Here is an 18,103-nt window from a genome sequence, read left to right on the forward strand (position 1 = left end):
CCATGAATTTGCATGAACGTTCAAGTCGAGGTGCCTGGCACACAGTCATGATCGCCGTCGTGGTCGGGCTGTTGTGCGGCTTTGCCCCACTGGCCTCGGCTGGTGGAGAAGCGATAAGGTATTTCCCGGTCGGCCCGATTTATGAATATCGCTGGAAGTTGCTTGAACTGGCCTTGTCGCATACGCAGAAGGAAGGCGACGAGCCCTTCCAGCTGGTGCCCTACGCGGAAGATATAACCCAGAATCGCGGCATGTCCCTGCTGCAATCGGGTGAGCTCGACGTCATCGCACTGGGCACCAATGTCGAGCGCGAGTCGCGGATGCTGCCGATCAAGATCGATATCCTGCGTGGCATCATCGGCTTCCGGCTATTGGTCATTCGCGCCGCAGATCAGGCGCGCATTGCGCGCATGGATGAAGCGGCGATACGACAGCAACTGACCTTCGGCCTCAACAGCCAGTGGGCTGACCTGCCCATACTGCAAGGCAACGGTTTCACGGTACTGACTTCGACCAGCTATGAAAACCTCTTCGGCATGCTGGCCTCCGGCCGCTTTGATGCGTTTCCACGGGGTCTGAACGAAGCCCGTCGCGAACTCGATCAACGCAAGCAGATTTACCCGCAACTGGCGGTAGAAAAAACCAAGGCGCTGTATTTCCCCTATCCGGTTTATTTCTGGGTCAGCAAGACGAACACGGCACTGGCGCAACGGATCGAGCGCGGACTGAAGCTGTCGCTAGCCGACGGATCATTTCGCAAGCTCTTCGAAACCTATCACGCGGCGGAGATTGAAATGCTGGCCGGCGAGAAGCGCCTGGTCATTCGCCTGAGCAACCCCATCCTGCCGACGGGAACGGCGGAACCTGACACCCGCTGGTGGTGGCGATAGGATGATTTCCCTCACCCCGGAGGAAAGCTGATGTTTGCCACGCAGACGCTCTCTCGTCGGCTGCTGTACACGATGTTTCCGTGGTATCTGTTGATCGCCCTGATCATGACCGTGGCGGAACTCGCCATCCAGTACGCCAGCGTCAGTCGGAATATCGACAGCGACCTGGCCTCACTGAGCCAGACGGTTGCGCCCAGCGTCACCAATGCCGTGTGGGAGCTGGATACCCCGAAATTGCAGTCGATCGTGCAGGGCGTGCGGAAAAATGCAATTGTCACCGGTCTCCAGATCGAATCCGCCACCGGCGAAGTCCTGCTCAGGAATGGCGAACTTCCCGCGGCGCCTGACGAGGTCGGGGGCGGTTTCCTGAGCCGCTTCAAGCAAAGCGTATTGCCGCTCACCTACCAGTCGCCGCGTGGTGAAAGCTTTCTGATCGGCCAGTTGAAAATGTACTCGAATCGCCACGTGGTTTGGGATCGAACCAAATATAGCGCTCTGGTTGTGATACTCAATTCGATCGTCATCACCACGGCTCTCTGGCTGCTCTTTTTATGGACCATCGGTTACCGCCTCTCCAATAGTGTGACGCGCGTTGCCGCTTCGGTGACGAGCTGGCGCTTCCAGCCCAACGATGCCCCGGTCGAGAAGATCGAATACCCGTATCAGGATGAGCTGGGTGAGCTGGTCGAAGCGTTCAACGAAAGCCTGCGGCGAAACTTCGATTCGCTGCAGGCGCTGAACGAACTGAACCACAACCTTGAAAGGATGGTGGCGTCACGCACCCAGGAGCTCTTGCAAGCCAAGGAAATGGCTGAAGAAGCGACGCGCGCCAAGTCGGATTTTCTGGCCAACATGAGTCACGAGATCCGCACGCCGATGAATGCCATTCTCGGCATGCTCTATCTGGCCTTGAAGGGCGACCTACCGCCAGCCTTGCACAATCAGCTCACCAAAGCACAGGGTGCGGCCCATTCGCTGCTTGGCATCATCAACGATATTCTTGATTTCTCGAAAATCGAGGCGGGCAAGCTCGACATCGAACAGGTCGAATTCGGGCTCGATACGGTACTGGAGCGCTTGACTGATGCCGTCGGCTACCTGGCCGAGCACAAGGGCATCGAGTTCCTTATCCGCTACGACCCGGCCATCCCGGTGCGGATGATCGGCGACCCGCTACGCCTGGGGCAGATTTTGATCAATCTGTGCAGCAACGCGGTGAAGTTCACCGAACAGGGTGAGATCGAACTGGCTTTCCGCTGCCTCAATGCCAGCGAGACCGACATCACCATGCAGGTTTCCATCCGCGATTCCGGCATAGGCATGTCCCCCGAGGTACAGCAAAAGCTGTTCGAGAAATTTACCCAGGCTGACCAGAGTACGACCCGGCGTTTCGGCGGCACCGGACTGGGCCTGGCGATCAGCAAGAACCTCGCCGAACTGATGGGGGGCCGCATCTGGGTCGAGGATTCGCAGCCGGGCAAGGGGACGACGATCTGCTTCACGGTTTGTCTGCAAATCGCCCAGCGGGCGCAGGCTCGCCAGCGGGAGCTGGTCGAGCAGGCGGGGCCGCTGCTCAAGGGCATTCGCGTGCTGGTGGTGGACGACAACGAGGTTTCCCGTGAAATTCTGGCTGAGATACTGCGCTTCTTCCGGCTCGATGTCGGCACCGCGCCGAGCGGCCAGGCCGCCATCGAGGCACTCCGGGCTGCCGCCGCCAGCCCCTACGATCTGGTCTTGATGGACTGGCGGATGCCCGGCATGAATGGCGACGAAGCGGTGCAGCGCATCCATCGCGATGCCTCGCTCCCTGTTCAGCCGAAGATTGTCATCGTTACCGCCTATGGCCGCGAGGACGTGCTTCGCCTGGCCGAACAGGCGGGCGTCGATGGCATCCTGATCAAGCCGGTGTCGCCCTCGGTTCTGCTCGATACGGCGCTGACGGTGCTGGGACGGGGACGTATCTTCGAGGAAGACGACAAGCGCCGTGCGCTCACACCGGAGGAGCTCCCGGCGAGCGGTCAACTGGCCGGCGCCCGGCTGCTGCTGGTCGAAGACAATGACATCAACCGCGAATTCGCCACTGAACTGCTGCTTAGCGAAGGCATCGAGATCGACGAGGCGGTCAATGGCCTGGAGGCTGTCGAGAAGGTACAAGCCCGCGACTACGATGGGGTGCTGATGGATATTCAGATGCCAGTGATGGATGGCCTTGACGCGGCGCGGCACATTCGAGCGCTGGCCGATGCTCCCGGAGGCGAACGCTTTGCCAGCCTGCCGATCATCGCCATGACCGCCCTGGCCATGGCCCACGATGCCGAAAAGAGCGAAGCGGCTGGCATGAACGACCATATCACCAAGCCGATCGCGCCGGATCGCCTGATGGCGTCCCTGGCCAAGTGGGTGAAGCTGCCGGCCGACCGCGCCGGCCGGTCGAAGGCCATGGTGAGTGCGCCGCCAGTAGGCGAACTGCCGGCCGACCTGCTGGCGATGACCAGTCTCGATACGCGTGAAGGTGTCCGCCGCATCGGCGGCAAGGCCGAAGCCTATCGCAAGCAGTTGCGCCGTTTCCGCGAAAACTATCCCGATGCCATCGCCAAGTTGCGGCGTCTGGCCGCCGAGGGGAGCCAGGTGCAGGCCGAAGAATATTGCCATGCCCTGAAAGGCCTGACCGGTAACATCGGCGCGCATGCGCTGTATGAAATGCTGGGGGCCATCGACGCGCAGCTCAGGAAGGGCGATACACCCGATGGTGCGACCTTTGATGAAGCGGATGCACTGTTGCAGCGGACGATGGGCGAGATCGCCGGGTTGAGCAGTCTCCCGCTGCCGGTGCCGTCACACGGTGCCGAGCCGATGGCGCCTGAGGCAATGCAGATTTTGCTGGTCGGGCTGGAAAATGCGCTGGAATTTGATCTGGGGGCTGTCGAAGCCTTGCTCGCGGAGTTGCGTGCCGGTGTGGCCGGAACCCCGCTTGAAGCTGAAATTGTTGCTATTGCCGCCCTGGCTGATATCTTTGATATAGACGCGGCGCGGGCGAAGGTGAAGAAACTGGAAGCGCTACAACAGGAGCAGAAGTCATGAACGAACATGCCAATGGATCGACGGACGAGCGTCCCCGTCTCCTGATCGTCGACGACGTGCATGAGAACCTGCACGCGCTGATGAACATCCTGCGCGACGACTATGCGATCTCCGCCGCCACCAGCGGCGAGAAGGCGCTTGAGTTGGCACGGCGCCTGCCGCGGCCCGACCTGATTCTGCTCGATATCAAGATGCCCGGGATGGATGGTTATTCGGTACTGTCGGCACTCAAGATCGATGCTGCCACGGCTGAAATCCCGGTCATCTTCATCACCGCCTTGTCCGAGGCAGCAGACGAGGCGCAAGGCCTGGCGCTGGGTGCCGTCGACTACATTGCCAAGCCGGTCAATCCAGATCTGCTCAAGGCAAGGGTGCGCAACCAACTCGAATTGAAGCGCTACCGCATGCACCCCGTGATGTTCGATATCGCGGCACATGCCGATCCGTCACACCCCCCCTCGCTGCTAGTGGTGGACGATATTCCGGAAAATATCCATGAGTTGCTTGAAGCGCTCAAGGGCGAGTACCGCATCATGGTCGCCAGCACTGGAGCCAAGGCGCTAGAGGTTTTGCAGGGCGCCGTACTGCCGGATCTCGTTCTGCTCGACATCATGATGCCGGAAATGGATGGCTACGAAATATGCCGTCGCATCAAGGCGTTGCCGCAGGGGAGTCGCATACCTGTCATCTTTGTCACTGTTGTCGACGCCACCGAGGAAAAGGTAAGGGGCTTCGAACTGGGTGCCGCCGACTACATTACCAAACCCTTCGATATCGACGAAGTACGGGCGCGTATTCGCACGCACCTGGAACTCGCGCGCCTGCGGTTGTTTCTTGAAGATCTAGTCGCGCAGCGCACCGCCTTGTTGCAGGTCAGCGAAGATAAATACCGCACCCTTGCCCATCGCGATCCGCTCACCGGCCTGCCCAATCGGGTCCTTTTCGCTGAACTGCTGGAACACGCGATTCTGCACGCCGAGCACAATCAAAGCCAATTCGCCCTGCTCAATATCGATCTCGACAACTTCGCGACAATCAACGAAAGCCTCGGCCACAGCCTGGGTGACCAGCTATTGATCGAAGTGGGCAGACGGTTGCAAAAACTATTGCCGGAAAGCGATCTGATTGCCCGTATCGCAGGAGACGAATTCAATATCATTCTGGATCGTACGGAGGGCATGCCGTGGATCGATCTACTGGCGCAGCGCATGATCGATGCCCTGGCGGCCCCCTTCGTACTCAATAGCCACAGCATTTATGTCGGTGCCAGCATCGGCATTGCCCTCTATCCATCTGATGGTGCCAATGCGGAAACCTTGCAAAGCAACGCCGATACGGCGTTGCACCAAGCCAAGACGCAAGGCCGCGGTATCCTGCGCTTTTTCTCGCCGGAGATGGGCCTGCGGGCGAAACATCGACTGACGCTTGAGGCGGAACTTCGCCAAGCGCTGGAACGCAGTGAGCTGCACGTCTATTACCAGCCGCAGGTGGATTTGATCAGCGGCGAAATCATCGGTCTCGAGGCACTGGTGCGCTGGCAGCACCCGGAGCGCGGGCTGGTTCCGCCCGGTGAATTCATACCTTTGGCAGAGGAAAGCGGGCTGGTCGTGCCCTTGGGTGACTGGGTGCTGCGCGAAACCTGCAGGCAAATCAAGCAGTGGACGGAGAGCGGACTGGCGCCCCGCCAAACGGCAGTGAATATTTCCGCCGTGCAGTTGAGTCGGGGGCACCTGGTCGAATCGATCAAGGAAGTCCTGGCGGAAACCGGCATCGCGCCACAACAGCTGGAACTCGAGATTACCGAAAGCTTCGTAATAGTGGACCGGGACCAGTCCTTCAAAGCACTGGCGGAACTAAAGGCGCTCGGCATACGCCTGTCGATCGATGATTTCGGTACCGGCTATTCCTCCCTGGGCTATCTGCAGCAGCTTGAGGTGGACAAGCTGAAGGTGGATATCTCCTTCGTCCGCAATATGACCACGAACATGGGCAGTGCCTCCATCGTCAAGGCGGTCATCGCGCTGGGCCACAGCCTAGGGCTTGAAGTCATCGCCGAAGGCGTGGAAGATGCGGGGCAGGCGCGCTACCTGCGTTCGCTGCGTTGCGATGTCATGCAGGGATACCTGATCAGTCGACCGATGCCTGCCGAAGAAACGACGCGCTTCTTGGCATCTTTCCAGCCGACGCGAATACCCGTTGATAACGAAGCGATGTCCACGCTGTTGCTGGTGGACGACGAGCCTGGCATCCTTGCCTCCCTCTCGCGGCTTTTGCGGCGCGAGAACTATCGCATCCTGACCGCCTCCAGTTGCGAAGAAGCGCTGGCGCAACTGGCCGAACACCAGGTCGGTGTGATCATCATCGACCAGCGCATGCCTGGCATGAGCGGCACGGAATTGCTCGCCCGTGCCCGCAGCATGCACCCCAAGACAGTGCGCATGGTGCTCTCAGGCTACACGGCCTTGGATAGTCTGGCCGAAGCGATCAATCGTGGGGAAATCTATAAATTCCTCACCAAGCCCTGGGACGATGCCGAACTGGTCCATACCGTTCGCGATGCTTTCCGCCATTACAGTGAATCGACCGACCCATCTTGAGGCTATATTTGCAACTACTTGCAGTTGGGGATGCCGTAGAGTTTCATAAGGTATCTATATTGAGTTGCAGCCATAGTTCCAGCAGCGCCAGATGCCACAGCTTGCTGCCCTGGAGCGGGGTGAAATAGGCTTCCGGCTGTGCCAGCAGCTTGTTCACGTAGGGACGGTTGTACAGGCCGCGCTTGATGCACGCATCGGACAGCAGGATGTCGCGCATGAAATCGAGGAACGCGCCGCGCACGTGCTTCAGGGCGGGCAGCGGGAAGTAGCCCTTGGGGCGGTCGATCACGGCGTCGGGCAGAAGGCTGCGCGACATGGCCTTGAGCGGGAACTTGCCTTCGTGCCGGAGCTTGAGCTCGGGCGGCATCCTGGCGGCTAGTTCGACCACCTCGTGGTCGAGGAACGGCACGCGGGCTTCCAGCCCCCACGCCATGGTCATGTTGTCCACGCGCTTGACCGGGTCGTCGACGATCAGCGTGGTGGCGTCGAAACGCAGCACCTGGTCGAGGAAGGTATCGGCCCCGGGCCGGGCGAGTTCGCGCGCCACCAGTTCGGAAGTGGCATCCGGTCCGTGGTAGCGTTCCGCTATCATTTCCAGGTATTCGGCATGGCTGCGGTCGAAATAATGCGGCGCAAAACGCTGCAGCGGGGTGCCGCTGGCGGCCTGCATGCGCGGATACCAGAAGTAGCCGCCGAACACTTCGTCGGCGCCCTGGCCGGACAGCACCACCTTCACTTCCTGCGACACCTGCTCGCCGAGCAGGTAAAAAGCCACGGCGTCCTGGCCGACCATCGGTTCAGCCATGTTGGTCACTGCCTCGGGCAGGCGGCGCAACACCTCCGAGTTGGGAATGAGGAATTTATGGTGGCGCGTCTTGAAATGGGACGCCACCATGTCGGAAAACTCGAACTCGTCGGCTTTTTCGGCGCCTTCGCCGACATCCTCGAAGCCCACCGAGAAGGTCAGCAGATGCTCGACATGATCGGCCAGCAAGCCCACCAGCAGGCTCGAATCCAGCCCGCCGGAGAGCAGCACGCCCACCGGCACGTCCGAGGCCAGGCGATGACGCTCCACCGCGCGCGCCAGCACGTGGCGGGTGGCATCGAGCCAGTCACGTTCGGACAGGGTGCGTTGCGGCCGCGTGGCGTCGAGTGTCCAGTAGGTCCGCAGCGTCGTCTTGCCTTCGCTGTTGATGCTCAGCGTGGTGGCCGGCGGCAGCTTTCTGACGCCGTTGAGAATGGTGCGCGGCGCCGGCACCACGGCATGGAGCGTGAAATGATGGTGCAATGCGATCGGGTCGAGCGAAGTGTCCACGCCGCCGCCCGCGAGCAGCGCCTGCGTGCTGGAGGCAAAGCGCAGGGTGTTGCTTTGCAGCGAATAATAGAGCGGCTTGATGCCGAAGCGGTCGCGCGCCATGAACAGCGTGAGGTGGCGCATGTCCCAGATCGCGAAGGCGAACATGCCATAGAAACGCTCCACGCATTTCTCGCCCCAGGCATGGTAGGCCTTGATGATGACTTCGCTGTCGCCGTCCGAGAAGAACTCGTAACCCAGCCCGACAAGTTCCGCTCTTAACGCTTTGTAATTATAGATTGTTCCATTGAATACGAGGGCAAGCTTGAGGACCTTGTCGACCATCGGCTGGTTGGCGTGATCGGACAGATCGATGATGGCGAGACGGCGATGCCCGAAACCCAGCAGGCCATCGGTAATGATGCCCTCGTGGTCCGGCCCGCGCCGTGCAAGCTTGTCCGCCATCCGCCGGATGACGGCGATGTCGGAAGGCGCGCCGTCGAGGCGCAGTTCACCGCAGATTCCGCACATGGTTATTTTTCCTGGGTGGCTTGTACGTGGCGCCTAGCGTTCATCAAGTTTATGGTTCATTCGTAGTGGCTCCACAAGCGGAGCACCTTGACGACATGCTCTTCGTCGAGAACCTGGTAAACCAGACGGTGCTGAATGTTGATACGCCGCGAGTATGCACCGTTAAGGTCTCCAACCAGTTTCTCGAATGGCGGAGGGTTCTGAAAGGGGTTGGCAACCAGAATGGCCAACAACTCCTGCGCTTTCTGCTTGAGGCCAGCGGCTGCAAGCTTCTTTGCATCGTTTTGCGCTTGCTTGGTATAGACAAGTTGCCACGTCACCAATCAAGCTCCCGGGTGCACTCGTCAAGCGAGGTTTTAAGCCCCTCGACAATGGATTCCCTCATGCCGGGAACCGACAGCAGAAATAGCGATTCCTGGATCGAAGCCCAATCCTGTTCCGAAAGCAGAACGGCATTTGCCCGCTTACCGGTAATCAGGATGGGCTCATGAGACGAAGCCGCATCATCCATGAGGCGATAGAGCTTTGAGCGCGCTTCGCTTGCCGTGATGGTCGTCATGACTAATCTCCTCATGTCAAAACATAAGCGTACGCCTTTGCGTACGAATGTCAATGCGGGAGGATCGTAGGGTGCAATAACCAACGGGCATTGCACCGGATGACATATTGGCGCGTTGCCCGTTTGGTTATTGCACCCTACATCAAGCTGTTAAATCCCGCGCAACAGTTCGTTGATGCCGACCTTGGAGCGGGTCTTTTCGTCGACTTTCTTGACGATCACCGCGCAGTACAGGCTGTAGCTGCCGTCCTTGGACGGCAGATTGCCGGACACCACCACCGAGCCCGCGGGTATGCGTCCGTATGTGACTTCGCCGGTTTCGCGGTCGTAGATCTTGGTGGACTGGCCGATGTAGACGCCCATGGAAATCACGCTGTTGTCTTCAACGATCACGCCTTCCACCACTTCCGAGCGCGCGCCGATGAAGCAGTTGTCGCCGATGATGGTGGGGTTGGCCTGCACCGGTTCGAGCACGCCGCCGATGCCGACGCCGCCGGAGAGATGCACGTTCTTGCCGATCTGGGCGCAGGAACCGACGGTAGCCCAGGTGTCGACCATGGTGCCTTCGTCGACGTAGGCGCCGATGTTGATGTAGGAGGGCATCAGCACCACGTTCTTGCCGATGAAGGAGCCCTTGCGCGCGGCGGCGGGCGGCACGACGCGGAAGCCGCCTTCGCGGAAGTCCTTGGAGTTGTAGTCGGCGAACTTGGACGGCACTTTGTCGAAGTAGTTGGTGAAACCACCCTTGATAAAGAAGTTGTCTTCCAGGCGGAAGGACAGCAGCACGGCTTTTTTCAGCCACTGGTGGGTAACCCATGCGCCTTCCACCTTGGAGGCCACGCGCAGCTGTCCCTTGTCGAGCATTTCCAGCACGCTGTCGACCGCGTCCTTGACCTTGGTTTCGACATTGCGCGGGGTGATTTCGGCGCGGCGTTCAAATGCTTCTTCGATGATGCTTTGCAATTCTTGCATGATTTATCCCGGGTTCTAATTGGCTTTGTTGATGAATTTCTGAATTCTTTGCGCTGCGTCCACGCACTCGGCTAGCGGCGCGACCAGGGCGATGCGCACGAACCCCTCTCCGGGGTTGATGCTGCGCGCTTCGCGGGCGAGAAAACTGCCCGGCAAAATCGTGACATTATAATCCCGGTACAAGCCCAAAGCGAAATCGCGGTCGGACATCGGCGTCCTGGCCCAGAGATAGAATGCCGCGTCCGGTTGCTCGACCGCCAGAACTTCCTGCAGCATCGGGGTGACGGCGGCGAATTTCTCGCGATACAGGCGCCGGTTTTCCACCACGTGCGCCTCGTCGTTCCATGCTGCCGCGCTGGCGGCCTGTACGGCAGGGTTCATGGCGCAGCCGTGGTAGGTGCGGTAGAGCAGAAACTTCTCGATGATTTCCGCGTCGCCTGCAACGAAACCGGAGCGCATGCCGGGCACGTTGGAACGCTTGGACAGGCTGCTGAACATCACCATGCGGCGATAGTCGTGGCGGCCCAGCTGGTGCGCGGCTTCCAGTCCGCCGAGCGGCGGGTTGTCTTCGGCCGGATAGATTTCGGAATAACATTCGTCTGAAGCGATGACGAAACGGTAGCGATCGGATAGTTCGAACAGGTGCTTCCATTCTGCCAGACCCATCACCTTGCCGGTGGGATTGCCGGGTGAGCACACGTATACCAGCTGCGTATGCTGCCAGATGCCTTCCGGAACGCGGTCGAACTCCATGCTATAGCCGTTTTCCGGCAGGGTGTTGAGGTAGTGCGGCGTCGCACCGGCCAACAGGGCGGCACCTTCATAAATCTGGTAAAACGGGTTGGGCGAAATCACTACCGGCTGCGTGCGTGTCGTGTCGATCACCGCCTGGGCGAAAGCGAACAGCGCCTCGCGGCTGCCGTTGACCGGTAGTATCTGCTTGTTGATGTCGGGTGCCGGTACGTGGTAGCGCCGCGCCACCCAGTCGGCAATCGACTGGCGCAACGCTTCGCTGCCCTGGGTTGTGGGATAATTCGCCAGTCCAGCCAGATTGGCTGTCAAAGTTTGGGTGATAAAAGCAGGCGTGGCGTGCTTGGGTTCACCGATGGAAAGGTTGACGGGGCTGTAGTCTGGATTGGGTGCCGTGCCATGAAACAGCTCGCGCAGCTTCTGGAAGGGGTAGGAGTGCAGGTGATTGAGATTAGGGTTCACTTGATGTCTTATATTTAAGATTATGATTTTGAATGAATAGCAAGAAAATTATGCATACATTCAAAAGCGTAAACTGGAAATTATAGAAGTGTTGAGCATGGTTGCAAAACAGAAAATGCTGGCGGTCTCCGGATTGCTCTCCGGCGCCGTCATCTGGGGGCTGATCTGGTACCCCTATCGTCTGCTCAGTGAAGTTGGCATTTCCGGCGCACTTTCCAGTCTGGTCACATATCTTGTCGCCGTGGCGCTTGGTGTCGCGCTTTTTCCCGCAGCCTTTTCCCGGATACGCCACGCCGGCTACCTGGCGCTCCTGATCGGACTCAGTGCGGGCTGGACCAATCTGGCCTACGTATTGGCCGTGATTCAGGGCGAGGTGATGCGGGTTCTGCTGCTGTTTTACCTCTCGCCGTTCTGGACCGTTATTTTTGCCCACCTGCTGCTGCGCGAGAAACCAGGCGCTGCGGGATACGGCGTCATCGCCATGTCCCTGGGCGGCGCGGTTGTGATGTTGTGGCGGCCGGAATTCGGCCTGCCGCTGCCGCAGAACCAGGCCGAGTGGCTGGCCCTTTCGGCCGGCCTGATGTTCGCTTTGTCCAACGTGCTGGCGCGCAAGGCGCATAATCTGGATATACAGGTCAAGTCGCTCAGCATCTGGATCGGTGTGGGGCTGCTGTCGCTTTTGCCCATACTGTGGGCACCATCCATGGCCCAGCCGCTTGCAGCCTTGGCCTGGAACGGTTGGCTTTGGCTGCTGTTCATCGGCGTGGCGATTTTCGGTGTGACATTGGCAGTACAGTTCGGCATTTCCCATACGCCGGCCAACCAGGCGATCGTGATTTTTCTCTTCGAACTGGTTGTGGCGGCAATTTCATCCTATTTCCTGGCGGGGGAATCCATGAGCTTGCAGGAATGGCTGGGCGGCGCGATGATCGTGGCTGCCAGCCTCTTTTCCGGCAAACTGGAGCAGCAACATGACGGTAACTAAGTTTCTCCATGCTTCATTTCTGGTGTCTGACCTCGCTAGTGCGCGTGAGTTTTACGAGGGTGTGCTGGGATTAGCGCCCAGCTCGCAGCGTCCCGAGATGGCTTTCGAGGGCGTGTGGTATGAAATCGGCGCACAGCAGATTCATCTGCTGGCATTGCCCAACCCCGATCTCGTTAGCGGACGGCCTGGCCACGGTGGCCGGGACCGCCATATCGCCCTGGCGGTAGACGATATGGAACAAATGAAGCGCACGCTGGACCAGGCGCGGATTCCCTACAGCATGAGCCGTTCCGGCCGTCCCGCCTTGTTTTGTCGCGACCCTGACGGCAACGCGGTTGAATTGGTGGCTGCGCCCTCAACATAGCCGTTCCATGAACAACCTCATTCTCCTCGTGACCTGCTTTGTCGCCGGCATGTTGCTGCGTCGCAGCGGACGCATGTCCGAGCAAGCTCCGGCCACGCTCAACAGTTTTATCATCCACATTTCACTGCCTGCCCTGACGCTGCTCTACATCCATGATCTCAAACTGAGCGGCGATGTAGCATTCATCGCGGCCATGGCGTGGATTCATTTCGGGCTTGCCGCCGGATTTTTCTGGGTGGTCGGGAAATGGCTGAAGCTGCCGCGCCCAACTGTGGGAGCGCTGATGCTGACTGGGGGGCTAGGCAACACTTCCTTTCTCGGCCTGCCGATGATCGAGGCTTACTACGGCAAGGAAGCCATCGTCACCGGACTGATCGCCGACCAGTTGGGGTCGTTCCTGGTGCTGTCCATCCTCGGCATCACCGTGGCGGGGCTGTATTCCTCCGGCGCACCGGGTGCCCGCACCATCCTGCGCCGCATAGCGATTTTTCCGCCCTTTGTTGCGCTGATCGTCGCTGTGTTGCTGATTCCGGTGGTTTATCCCGAATGGTTCACGCTGCTGCTGAAGCGCCTGGGCGACACCCTGGCGCCGCTTGCGCTGCTCTCGGTGGGATTCCAGCTCAGGCTCGGCCACCTCGCGGGAAACGGGCGCAACCTAGCGCTCGGCCTGCTGTTCAAGTTACTGCTCGCGCCGCTAGCGATTTTCCTGCTCTACGTCCCGCTGCTGGGGGCGGGCGGGCAGCATATCCAGGTGACCTTGTTCGAAGCAGCCATGCCGCCCATGATTACCGCCGCCATCGTAGCCACCGAACATGACCTCGATCCCGAACTGGCGACCCTGATGGTGGCGGTGGGGCTGGTCTTGTCGTTTTTTACCCTGGCGGGGTGGTGGTGGGTGATGCGGGCGGTGTGAGCTTTTCCTTGGATACCACCGGTTCTTCGCTGTAAAAATCGCGTAGCGAGGCATAACGTTTCGAGCGCGTTTCCCTCACTCGCGCCATCGCGCGTTCGACCGGAATACCCAGTTGGGCCAGCGTCTCGGCGGCGAGCATCAGGCTGCCTTCGAGCACTTCGGGGATGACCTCAGTTGCGCCCGCCAGCTTGAGGTACTTGGCGACCGAATCATCCGGCGCGCGCACTACCACCGGAATCTCCGGCCGGGTCAGACGGACCTGTCGCACGGCGCGTTCTGCGGAGTGCGCATCGGGATAGGCGATCACGACGGCGCGAGCGCGTGCGATTCCGGCGGCCTTGAGCACTTCAGGTCGGTCCGCGTTGCCGAACACGACTTTGCCACCTTCAGCTCCGCTATGCTGGACATGGCTCGGGTCCAGGTCGATCGCGATAAAGGGAATGCCTTCCGCCGCGAGGAACTCGCCCACGCGTTGCCCGGAGCGTCCGTAACCGCACAGGATCACGTGCTGGTCGAACTCCATACTGGTGGAGGCAATGTCGTGTATCACCTTGGCCTTGTGCGACCAGTCACCGTGGGCAAGGCGGCTGCTCATGCGCGAAGCATGGTTGATGAGGAACGGCGCAATGAACATCGACAACAGCATGGCGGTCAGCGTGATCTGAAATACATCGTCGGCGATCAGATGCTGTTCCCGCGCCAGTCCGATCAGCACCAGCCCGAACTCGCCGGCCTGCGCCAGCTGTGCCGCGGTGCGCAGGGCGACATCCAGGCCGCAGCGGGCTGCCAGCGAAATCGCCAGCACCACGATCCCCTTGCCGCCCACCAGCAGCAGCACGGCCAGCAGCAGCAGGGGGAAATGGGAAAGCACGTAGCCCAGGTCGAGCATCATGCCCACGGTGATGAAAAAGAAGCCCAGAAAGATGTCGCGGAAAGGCCGGATGTCGGCCTCGACCTGGTGGCGATAGGCGGTTTCCGAGATCAGCATGCCGCCGACAAAAGCGCCCAGTGCCATGGAAAGCCCGCTTGACGCGGTGACGAAGGACAGCGTGACCACCACCCAGAGGGCGGTCAGCACGAACAGTTCGGTGGACCGGATGTGGGCCACGGTGTCGAACACGCGCCGCATGACGCGCTGCCCGACCCAGATCAGGCTCGCCAGCACCGCCACCGCGATGCCCAGGGCGATGCTCAGCGAGCGCACTAGGTCGCCCTCCGGTTGCGCCAGTGCCGGGAGCAGGATCAGGCAGGGCACCACCGCCAGGTCCTGAAACAGCAGCACGCCCATGGTCTGCCGCCCGGAGCGCGAATGCAGCTCGAAGCGCTCGGACAGCATCTTGGCCACGATGGCGGTGGACGACATCGCCACTGCCAGCCCCACCGCAACGCCGGCGCGCCAGCCCTGCTGATAGCCGAACCAGGTAACCAGCCCGGTGCCGATTGCGGTAAGCAGCAATTGCGCCGCGCCGAAGCCGAATACCAGCGAACGCATGGACTTGAGCCGCGTCAGGCTGAATTCCAGGCCGATCGAAAACATCAGGAAAACGATGCCGAACTCGGCGGTGAATTCGACCTCCTGCTCATTGGCGACAAAGTCCACGCCATACCAGCCCATCGCCGCACCCACCGCGAGGTAGGCCAGCATCGCAGGCAGCCTGAAGCGGCGCGCGATGCCCACCGTCACCATGGCGGCGGTGAGGAGCAGGACTAGAAAAAGTAACTGGCTGTGCATGGTGTGATGGCAGGTTTTCTTAACCCGCGCTTATGAGGATTGTTCGCGGTTTCTGAATCTGTCGAGCACCGGCAGGCGGCGCTAGGTTTCCTCGTCCGGCATCTTCGGGGTGTCATGTCGCAAGAGCTATATTGTTTGCCCATTTCAGAACCGATTCCATGATCTCCTCGGCTTCATCGCGGCTCAAGGTTTCGATCTCGGAATCGTCATAGCGAAACACAACCGCATAGGGGTTGAGCGCATCCAGTTGGTCCAAAGTCGCTGGTGGGAAAACGTCGTGATCGGAGAGTAATTGCGCCAGTTCGGCAAGCTCGTGCGTGCGGCGAAAAGGAACCCCCTGCACCGTCAGCACCGCCTTGAGTGCTTTTTCCACAGCCTGCTGGGCGTGAAAACAGGCAACCGGCAGGCGGATGTGAGGCGCATTCTTGAGCACCAGAAACGCGTCCCGATCGCCCTGCGCGATGCGCAAGAGGCGCCATGCCTCCTCAAGCGCGGGCGTCATACAGCGTCTTGCCCTCGCGTAGCGCCCAGTAAATCACGGTACCCGGCACTTGTCCGCGCCGGGCCACTTCTTCCTCGGAATACACCAGCACATCCACCCCGGTTCCCACGCGACCGATGGCGCGGCGCAGCCGCACCATCTCGGCGCCGCGGTTCTCTACTCGTGGCTCCACCACCAGCAGGTCGATATCGGAATCCTCCCCGGCCTCGCCCCGTGCGTAGGAGCCAAACAGGATGACCCGAGTGGGGTGCGCGAGCGCGACCAGTTTTTGCACGGCGGCCTGGATAAGGTCATGGGTAAGCATGATTTATTGTTTCACACCCACCGGCGAATGGATAGCGCCCCGTTCCCGATTGAGCGCCAGCAGACGGCGCAGAATTTCCTCGTCTGGCATTTCCGGCGTGTAATCCTCCCAGCCATAGGCAGCGGCCACGGCCTGGTCCAGCTCGCGGTGGGCGTTGGCGAGCCAGGCGGGGCGGGCGTTGTAGAGGTTGGTCAGGGTGCGCTTTTTCAGCTCCGCCTCGTGGCCAGGCTTGGGCGTAGGGCGCAGAGGAAAGGCGGAACGTTCCTTGAGCTGCGAGGCTTTCCATTTTTGAGCGAATTGGTGGGGAGTCATGCTTCTTTGTTTTCTCCAGCGAAGCGATAGGCGTTCTTGCCCGCTTTCTTGACAGCATACATGGCGTTGTCGGCCTGATTAAGAAGCTCCTCGGCATTGCTGCCGTGTTGCGGGTAAAGCACGATGCCGAGCGAGGCACCGATGCGGCATTCGTGGCCGAGCAGGTGATAGGGGGCCGCCAGGGTGGCGAGAATTTTTTCCGCTACGCTGGCGGCATCCTGGGGACCGCGGATGGCGCGCAAAATGATGGTAAATTCGTCGCCGCCCATGCGTGCCACGGTGTCCGATTCGCGCACGCATTCCAGCAGGTGTTCGGCGACGGCCTTGAGCAGGGCGTCGCCGGTGTCGTGGCCGAAAGTGTCGTTGACCGCCTTGAACCCGTCCAGGTCGACGAACATCAGCGCGAACTGTCCCTGGCTGCGCTTGGTCTGGGCAATGGCCTGGCTCAGGCGGTCGAAGAACAGCGCGCGGTTGGGCAGCCCGGTGAGGGCGTCGTAATGCGCCATCGACTCCAGTTTTTCTTCCAGCAGCTTGCGTTCGTTGATGTCCTGCACGATGGCGATGATGGCGCGGATGTAGCCGCCTTCGTCTTTCACCGGGGTCATGGAAAGGTGTCCCCAGAACACCCGGCCACCACTGCGTACGAAGCGCCGGTCGCTTTCGTAGTGGGGGATTTCGCCGCTGGCGAGGGCGACGAACAGCTGTTGCGTCTCCGCCACGTCATCGTCGTGGGAGATGTCGCGGTAGCTGAGTACTGCGGCTTCTTCGCGCGAGTAGCCCAGCATGCCGAGCCAGAAATCGTTGACCTTGATGAAGCGGCCCCACAGGTCGACCAGCGCGATGCCGCCACCGGCGCTGTTGAAGATGGCTTCCAGCTCGGCATGGCCGAGGGCGACTTCTTCTTCCAGCAGCTTGCGGGCAGTGATGTCGTGCGAGATGGCGATGAATTTTTCCGCATGACCGTCATGGTCGAGAACCGGGGTGATCGTCATCACCAGGGTGATGGAACTGCCGTCCTTGCGTCGATTGATGATTTCACCCTGCCACGTTTCGCCCTTGAGAATGGTTGTCCACAGGTTTTCGTAAAAGGCCGTGTCCTGAAACCCGCTCTTCAGCAGCGAAGGCTTCTTGCCGATCGCCTCTTCCGGCGCATAGCCGGTGCTGGCGCAAAAAGCCGGGTTGACGTACTCGATGACGCCGTTGCGGTCGGTGACGTGCATTGCCTCTCCAGCCGAATGCATGGCTGCCGTGCGCCATTCGATCTGTTTGCGCAGCGCAAAAATCCGGCGTAGCAGGCTGTCCGTATAACTGCTGAGGAAAAGGGCGATTGCGATGGCGGGGATGGCGAGCAGGTTGAATTTCACCAGGTCGAGCCCGGCGTAGCCGCCGAACAGCGCCACCAGCAGGTTGGGGGAGATCAGCAGCAGCAGGTTGCCGATCAGGTTGGCGCGCCAGGAAAAAATGCTGGCCATCAGGGGCGGCACGAAAAACCACAGCAGCAGGCCGGCGCCGCCCAGGGCAAGCCCGTCCGTCAGTCGCGCCAGGGCGGACAGAAACAGCGTCTGCGTTGCCAGCAGAAGCATGTAGAACAGGTAGGGCAGGGCACGCCGCGATAACCCGGCGAGCAGGGCGATGGGAAAGATGGCCAGCATTACGCCCATGAGCAGGTGTAGCCCCACGACGTTCGGCGCGTGTGCCTTGTCGATGCGCCAGTCCCAGACCCACAGCCCCCACAGCAGAAGTACGGCGGCGACACCGAGCGCGGCGCTGAAGCCGTGTAGGTCTTCGAATTTCAGGCGCGTGTAGGCGTCAGTCGCTTGGGGAATTCGCTTGCTTCGAAACCGGGCTGACATGA

16 protein-coding genes are annotated in these 18,103 nt (G+C 60.4%); 6 read left to right on the forward strand and 10 right to left on the reverse strand.

The window, feature by feature from the left end; translation table 11 throughout:
- Positions 1 to 47: 47 nt before the first annotated feature.
- From SKTS_RS10865 to SKTS_RS10875, 3 genes are read left to right on the forward strand one after another with little or no spacing between them, the layout of a single operon-like run.
- Positions 48 to 890, forward strand: coding sequence for a substrate-binding periplasmic protein (locus tag SKTS_RS10865; RefSeq protein ID WP_198420346.1), 843 nt, complete (start codon positions 48 to 50; stop codon positions 888 to 890).
- 30 nt (positions 891 to 920) lie between these two features.
- Positions 921 to 3,971 carry a response regulator gene (locus tag SKTS_RS10870; RefSeq protein ID WP_173064540.1) on the forward strand — a complete coding sequence of 1,017 codons (3,051 nt, stop codon included), beginning with the start codon at positions 921 to 923 and terminating at the stop codon, positions 3,969 to 3,971.
- Entirely contained in the window at positions 3,968 to 6,568 is a 2,601-nt protein-coding gene (locus tag SKTS_RS10875; RefSeq protein ID WP_173064543.1) for an EAL domain-containing protein, read from the forward strand. The genes SKTS_RS10870 and SKTS_RS10875 overlap by 4 nt, the downstream gene beginning before the upstream one ends.
- Positions 6,569 to 6,611: 43 nt before the next feature.
- On the opposite strand, the gene SKTS_RS10880 is transcribed toward SKTS_RS10875, so the two are convergent.
- The 5 genes from SKTS_RS10880 to dapC all read right to left on the reverse strand — a co-directional run bounded on the left by SKTS_RS10880 (position 6,612) and on the right by dapC (position 11,136).
- A complete protein-coding gene (locus tag SKTS_RS10880) occupies positions 6,612 to 8,393 on the reverse strand; it encodes an N-acetylglutaminylglutamine amidotransferase (protein ID WP_173064546.1) in 1,782 nt (593 codons plus the stop codon).
- Positions 8,394 to 8,449: 56 nt separating this feature from the next.
- A complete protein-coding gene (locus SKTS_RS10885; RefSeq protein WP_173064549.1) occupies positions 8,450 to 8,713 on the reverse strand; it encodes a Txe/YoeB family addiction module toxin in 264 nt (87 codons plus the stop codon).
- Positions 8,710 to 8,952, reverse strand: coding sequence for a type II toxin-antitoxin system Phd/YefM family antitoxin (locus tag SKTS_RS10890; RefSeq protein WP_173064552.1), 243 nt, complete (start codon positions 8,950 to 8,952; stop codon positions 8,710 to 8,712). The genes SKTS_RS10885 and SKTS_RS10890 overlap by 4 nt, the downstream gene beginning before the upstream one ends.
- Before the next feature lie 150 nt (positions 8,953 to 9,102).
- Entirely contained in the window at positions 9,103 to 9,924 is an 822-nt protein-coding gene (dapD, locus tag SKTS_RS10895) for a 2,3,4,5-tetrahydropyridine-2,6-dicarboxylate N-succinyltransferase (RefSeq protein WP_173064555.1), read from the reverse strand.
- Positions 9,925 to 9,939: 15 nt separating this feature from the next.
- Positions 9,940 to 11,136: a succinyldiaminopimelate transaminase gene (gene dapC / locus SKTS_RS10900; protein ID WP_173064558.1), complete on the reverse strand. Its 1,197-nt coding sequence runs from the start codon at positions 11,134 to 11,136 to the stop codon at positions 9,940 to 9,942.
- Between the two features lie 97 nt (positions 11,137 to 11,233).
- On the opposite strand from dapC, the gene SKTS_RS10905 reads away from it, so the two are divergent.
- Genes SKTS_RS10905 through SKTS_RS10915 form a run of 3 tightly spaced genes read left to right on the forward strand, consistent with a single transcriptional unit; the run spans position 11,234 to position 13,398 of the window.
- Complete coding sequence (locus SKTS_RS10905) at positions 11,234 to 12,121, forward strand: DMT family transporter (RefSeq protein WP_173064560.1); 888 nt, start codon at positions 11,234 to 11,236, stop codon at positions 12,119 to 12,121.
- Positions 12,108 to 12,485 carry a VOC family protein gene (locus SKTS_RS10910; protein ID WP_173064563.1) on the forward strand — a complete coding sequence of 126 codons (378 nt, stop codon included), beginning with the start codon at positions 12,108 to 12,110 and terminating at the stop codon, positions 12,483 to 12,485. The genes SKTS_RS10905 and SKTS_RS10910 overlap by 14 nt, the downstream gene beginning before the upstream one ends.
- 7 nt (positions 12,486 to 12,492) lie before the next feature.
- Positions 12,493 to 13,398 carry an AEC family transporter gene (locus tag SKTS_RS10915; RefSeq protein ID WP_173064566.1) on the forward strand — a complete coding sequence of 302 codons (906 nt, stop codon included), beginning with the start codon at positions 12,493 to 12,495 and terminating at the stop codon, positions 13,396 to 13,398.
- Here SKTS_RS10915 and SKTS_RS10920 read toward each other — a convergent pair.
- From SKTS_RS10920 to SKTS_RS10940, 5 genes are all read right to left on the reverse strand, one after another.
- The gene (locus SKTS_RS10920) at positions 13,358 to 15,130 is read right to left on the reverse strand and encodes a cation:proton antiporter (protein ID WP_173064569.1); all 1,773 of its coding nucleotides are present in this window, start codon (positions 15,128 to 15,130) and stop codon (positions 13,358 to 13,360) included. The two genes, SKTS_RS10915 and SKTS_RS10920, sit on opposite strands and share 41 nt — an antisense overlap.
- A gap of 112 nt (positions 15,131 to 15,242) precedes the next feature.
- Complete coding sequence (locus SKTS_RS10925; RefSeq protein WP_173064572.1) at positions 15,243 to 15,632, reverse strand: HEPN domain-containing protein; 390 nt, start codon at positions 15,630 to 15,632, stop codon at positions 15,243 to 15,245.
- Entirely contained in the window at positions 15,616 to 15,936 is a 321-nt protein-coding gene (locus tag SKTS_RS10930; protein WP_173064575.1) for a nucleotidyltransferase domain-containing protein, read from the reverse strand. Before SKTS_RS10930 ends, SKTS_RS10925 begins: the two co-directional genes overlap by 17 nt.
- A 3-nt stretch (positions 15,937 to 15,939) precedes the next feature.
- The gene (locus SKTS_RS10935) at positions 15,940 to 16,248 is read right to left on the reverse strand and encodes a hypothetical protein (protein WP_173064578.1); all 309 of its coding nucleotides are present in this window, start codon (positions 16,246 to 16,248) and stop codon (positions 15,940 to 15,942) included.
- The gene (locus tag SKTS_RS10940; RefSeq protein ID WP_173064581.1) at positions 16,245 to 18,101 is read right to left on the reverse strand and encodes a diguanylate cyclase domain-containing protein; all 1,857 of its coding nucleotides are present in this window, start codon (positions 18,099 to 18,101) and stop codon (positions 16,245 to 16,247) included. Before SKTS_RS10940 ends, SKTS_RS10935 begins: the two co-directional genes overlap by 4 nt.
- Positions 18,102 to 18,103: the final 2 nt, after the last annotated feature.

This window comes from Sulfurimicrobium lacus, assembly GCF_011764585.1.
Lineage (GTDB): Bacteria > Pseudomonadota > Gammaproteobacteria > Burkholderiales > Sulfuricellaceae > Sulfurimicrobium > Sulfurimicrobium lacus.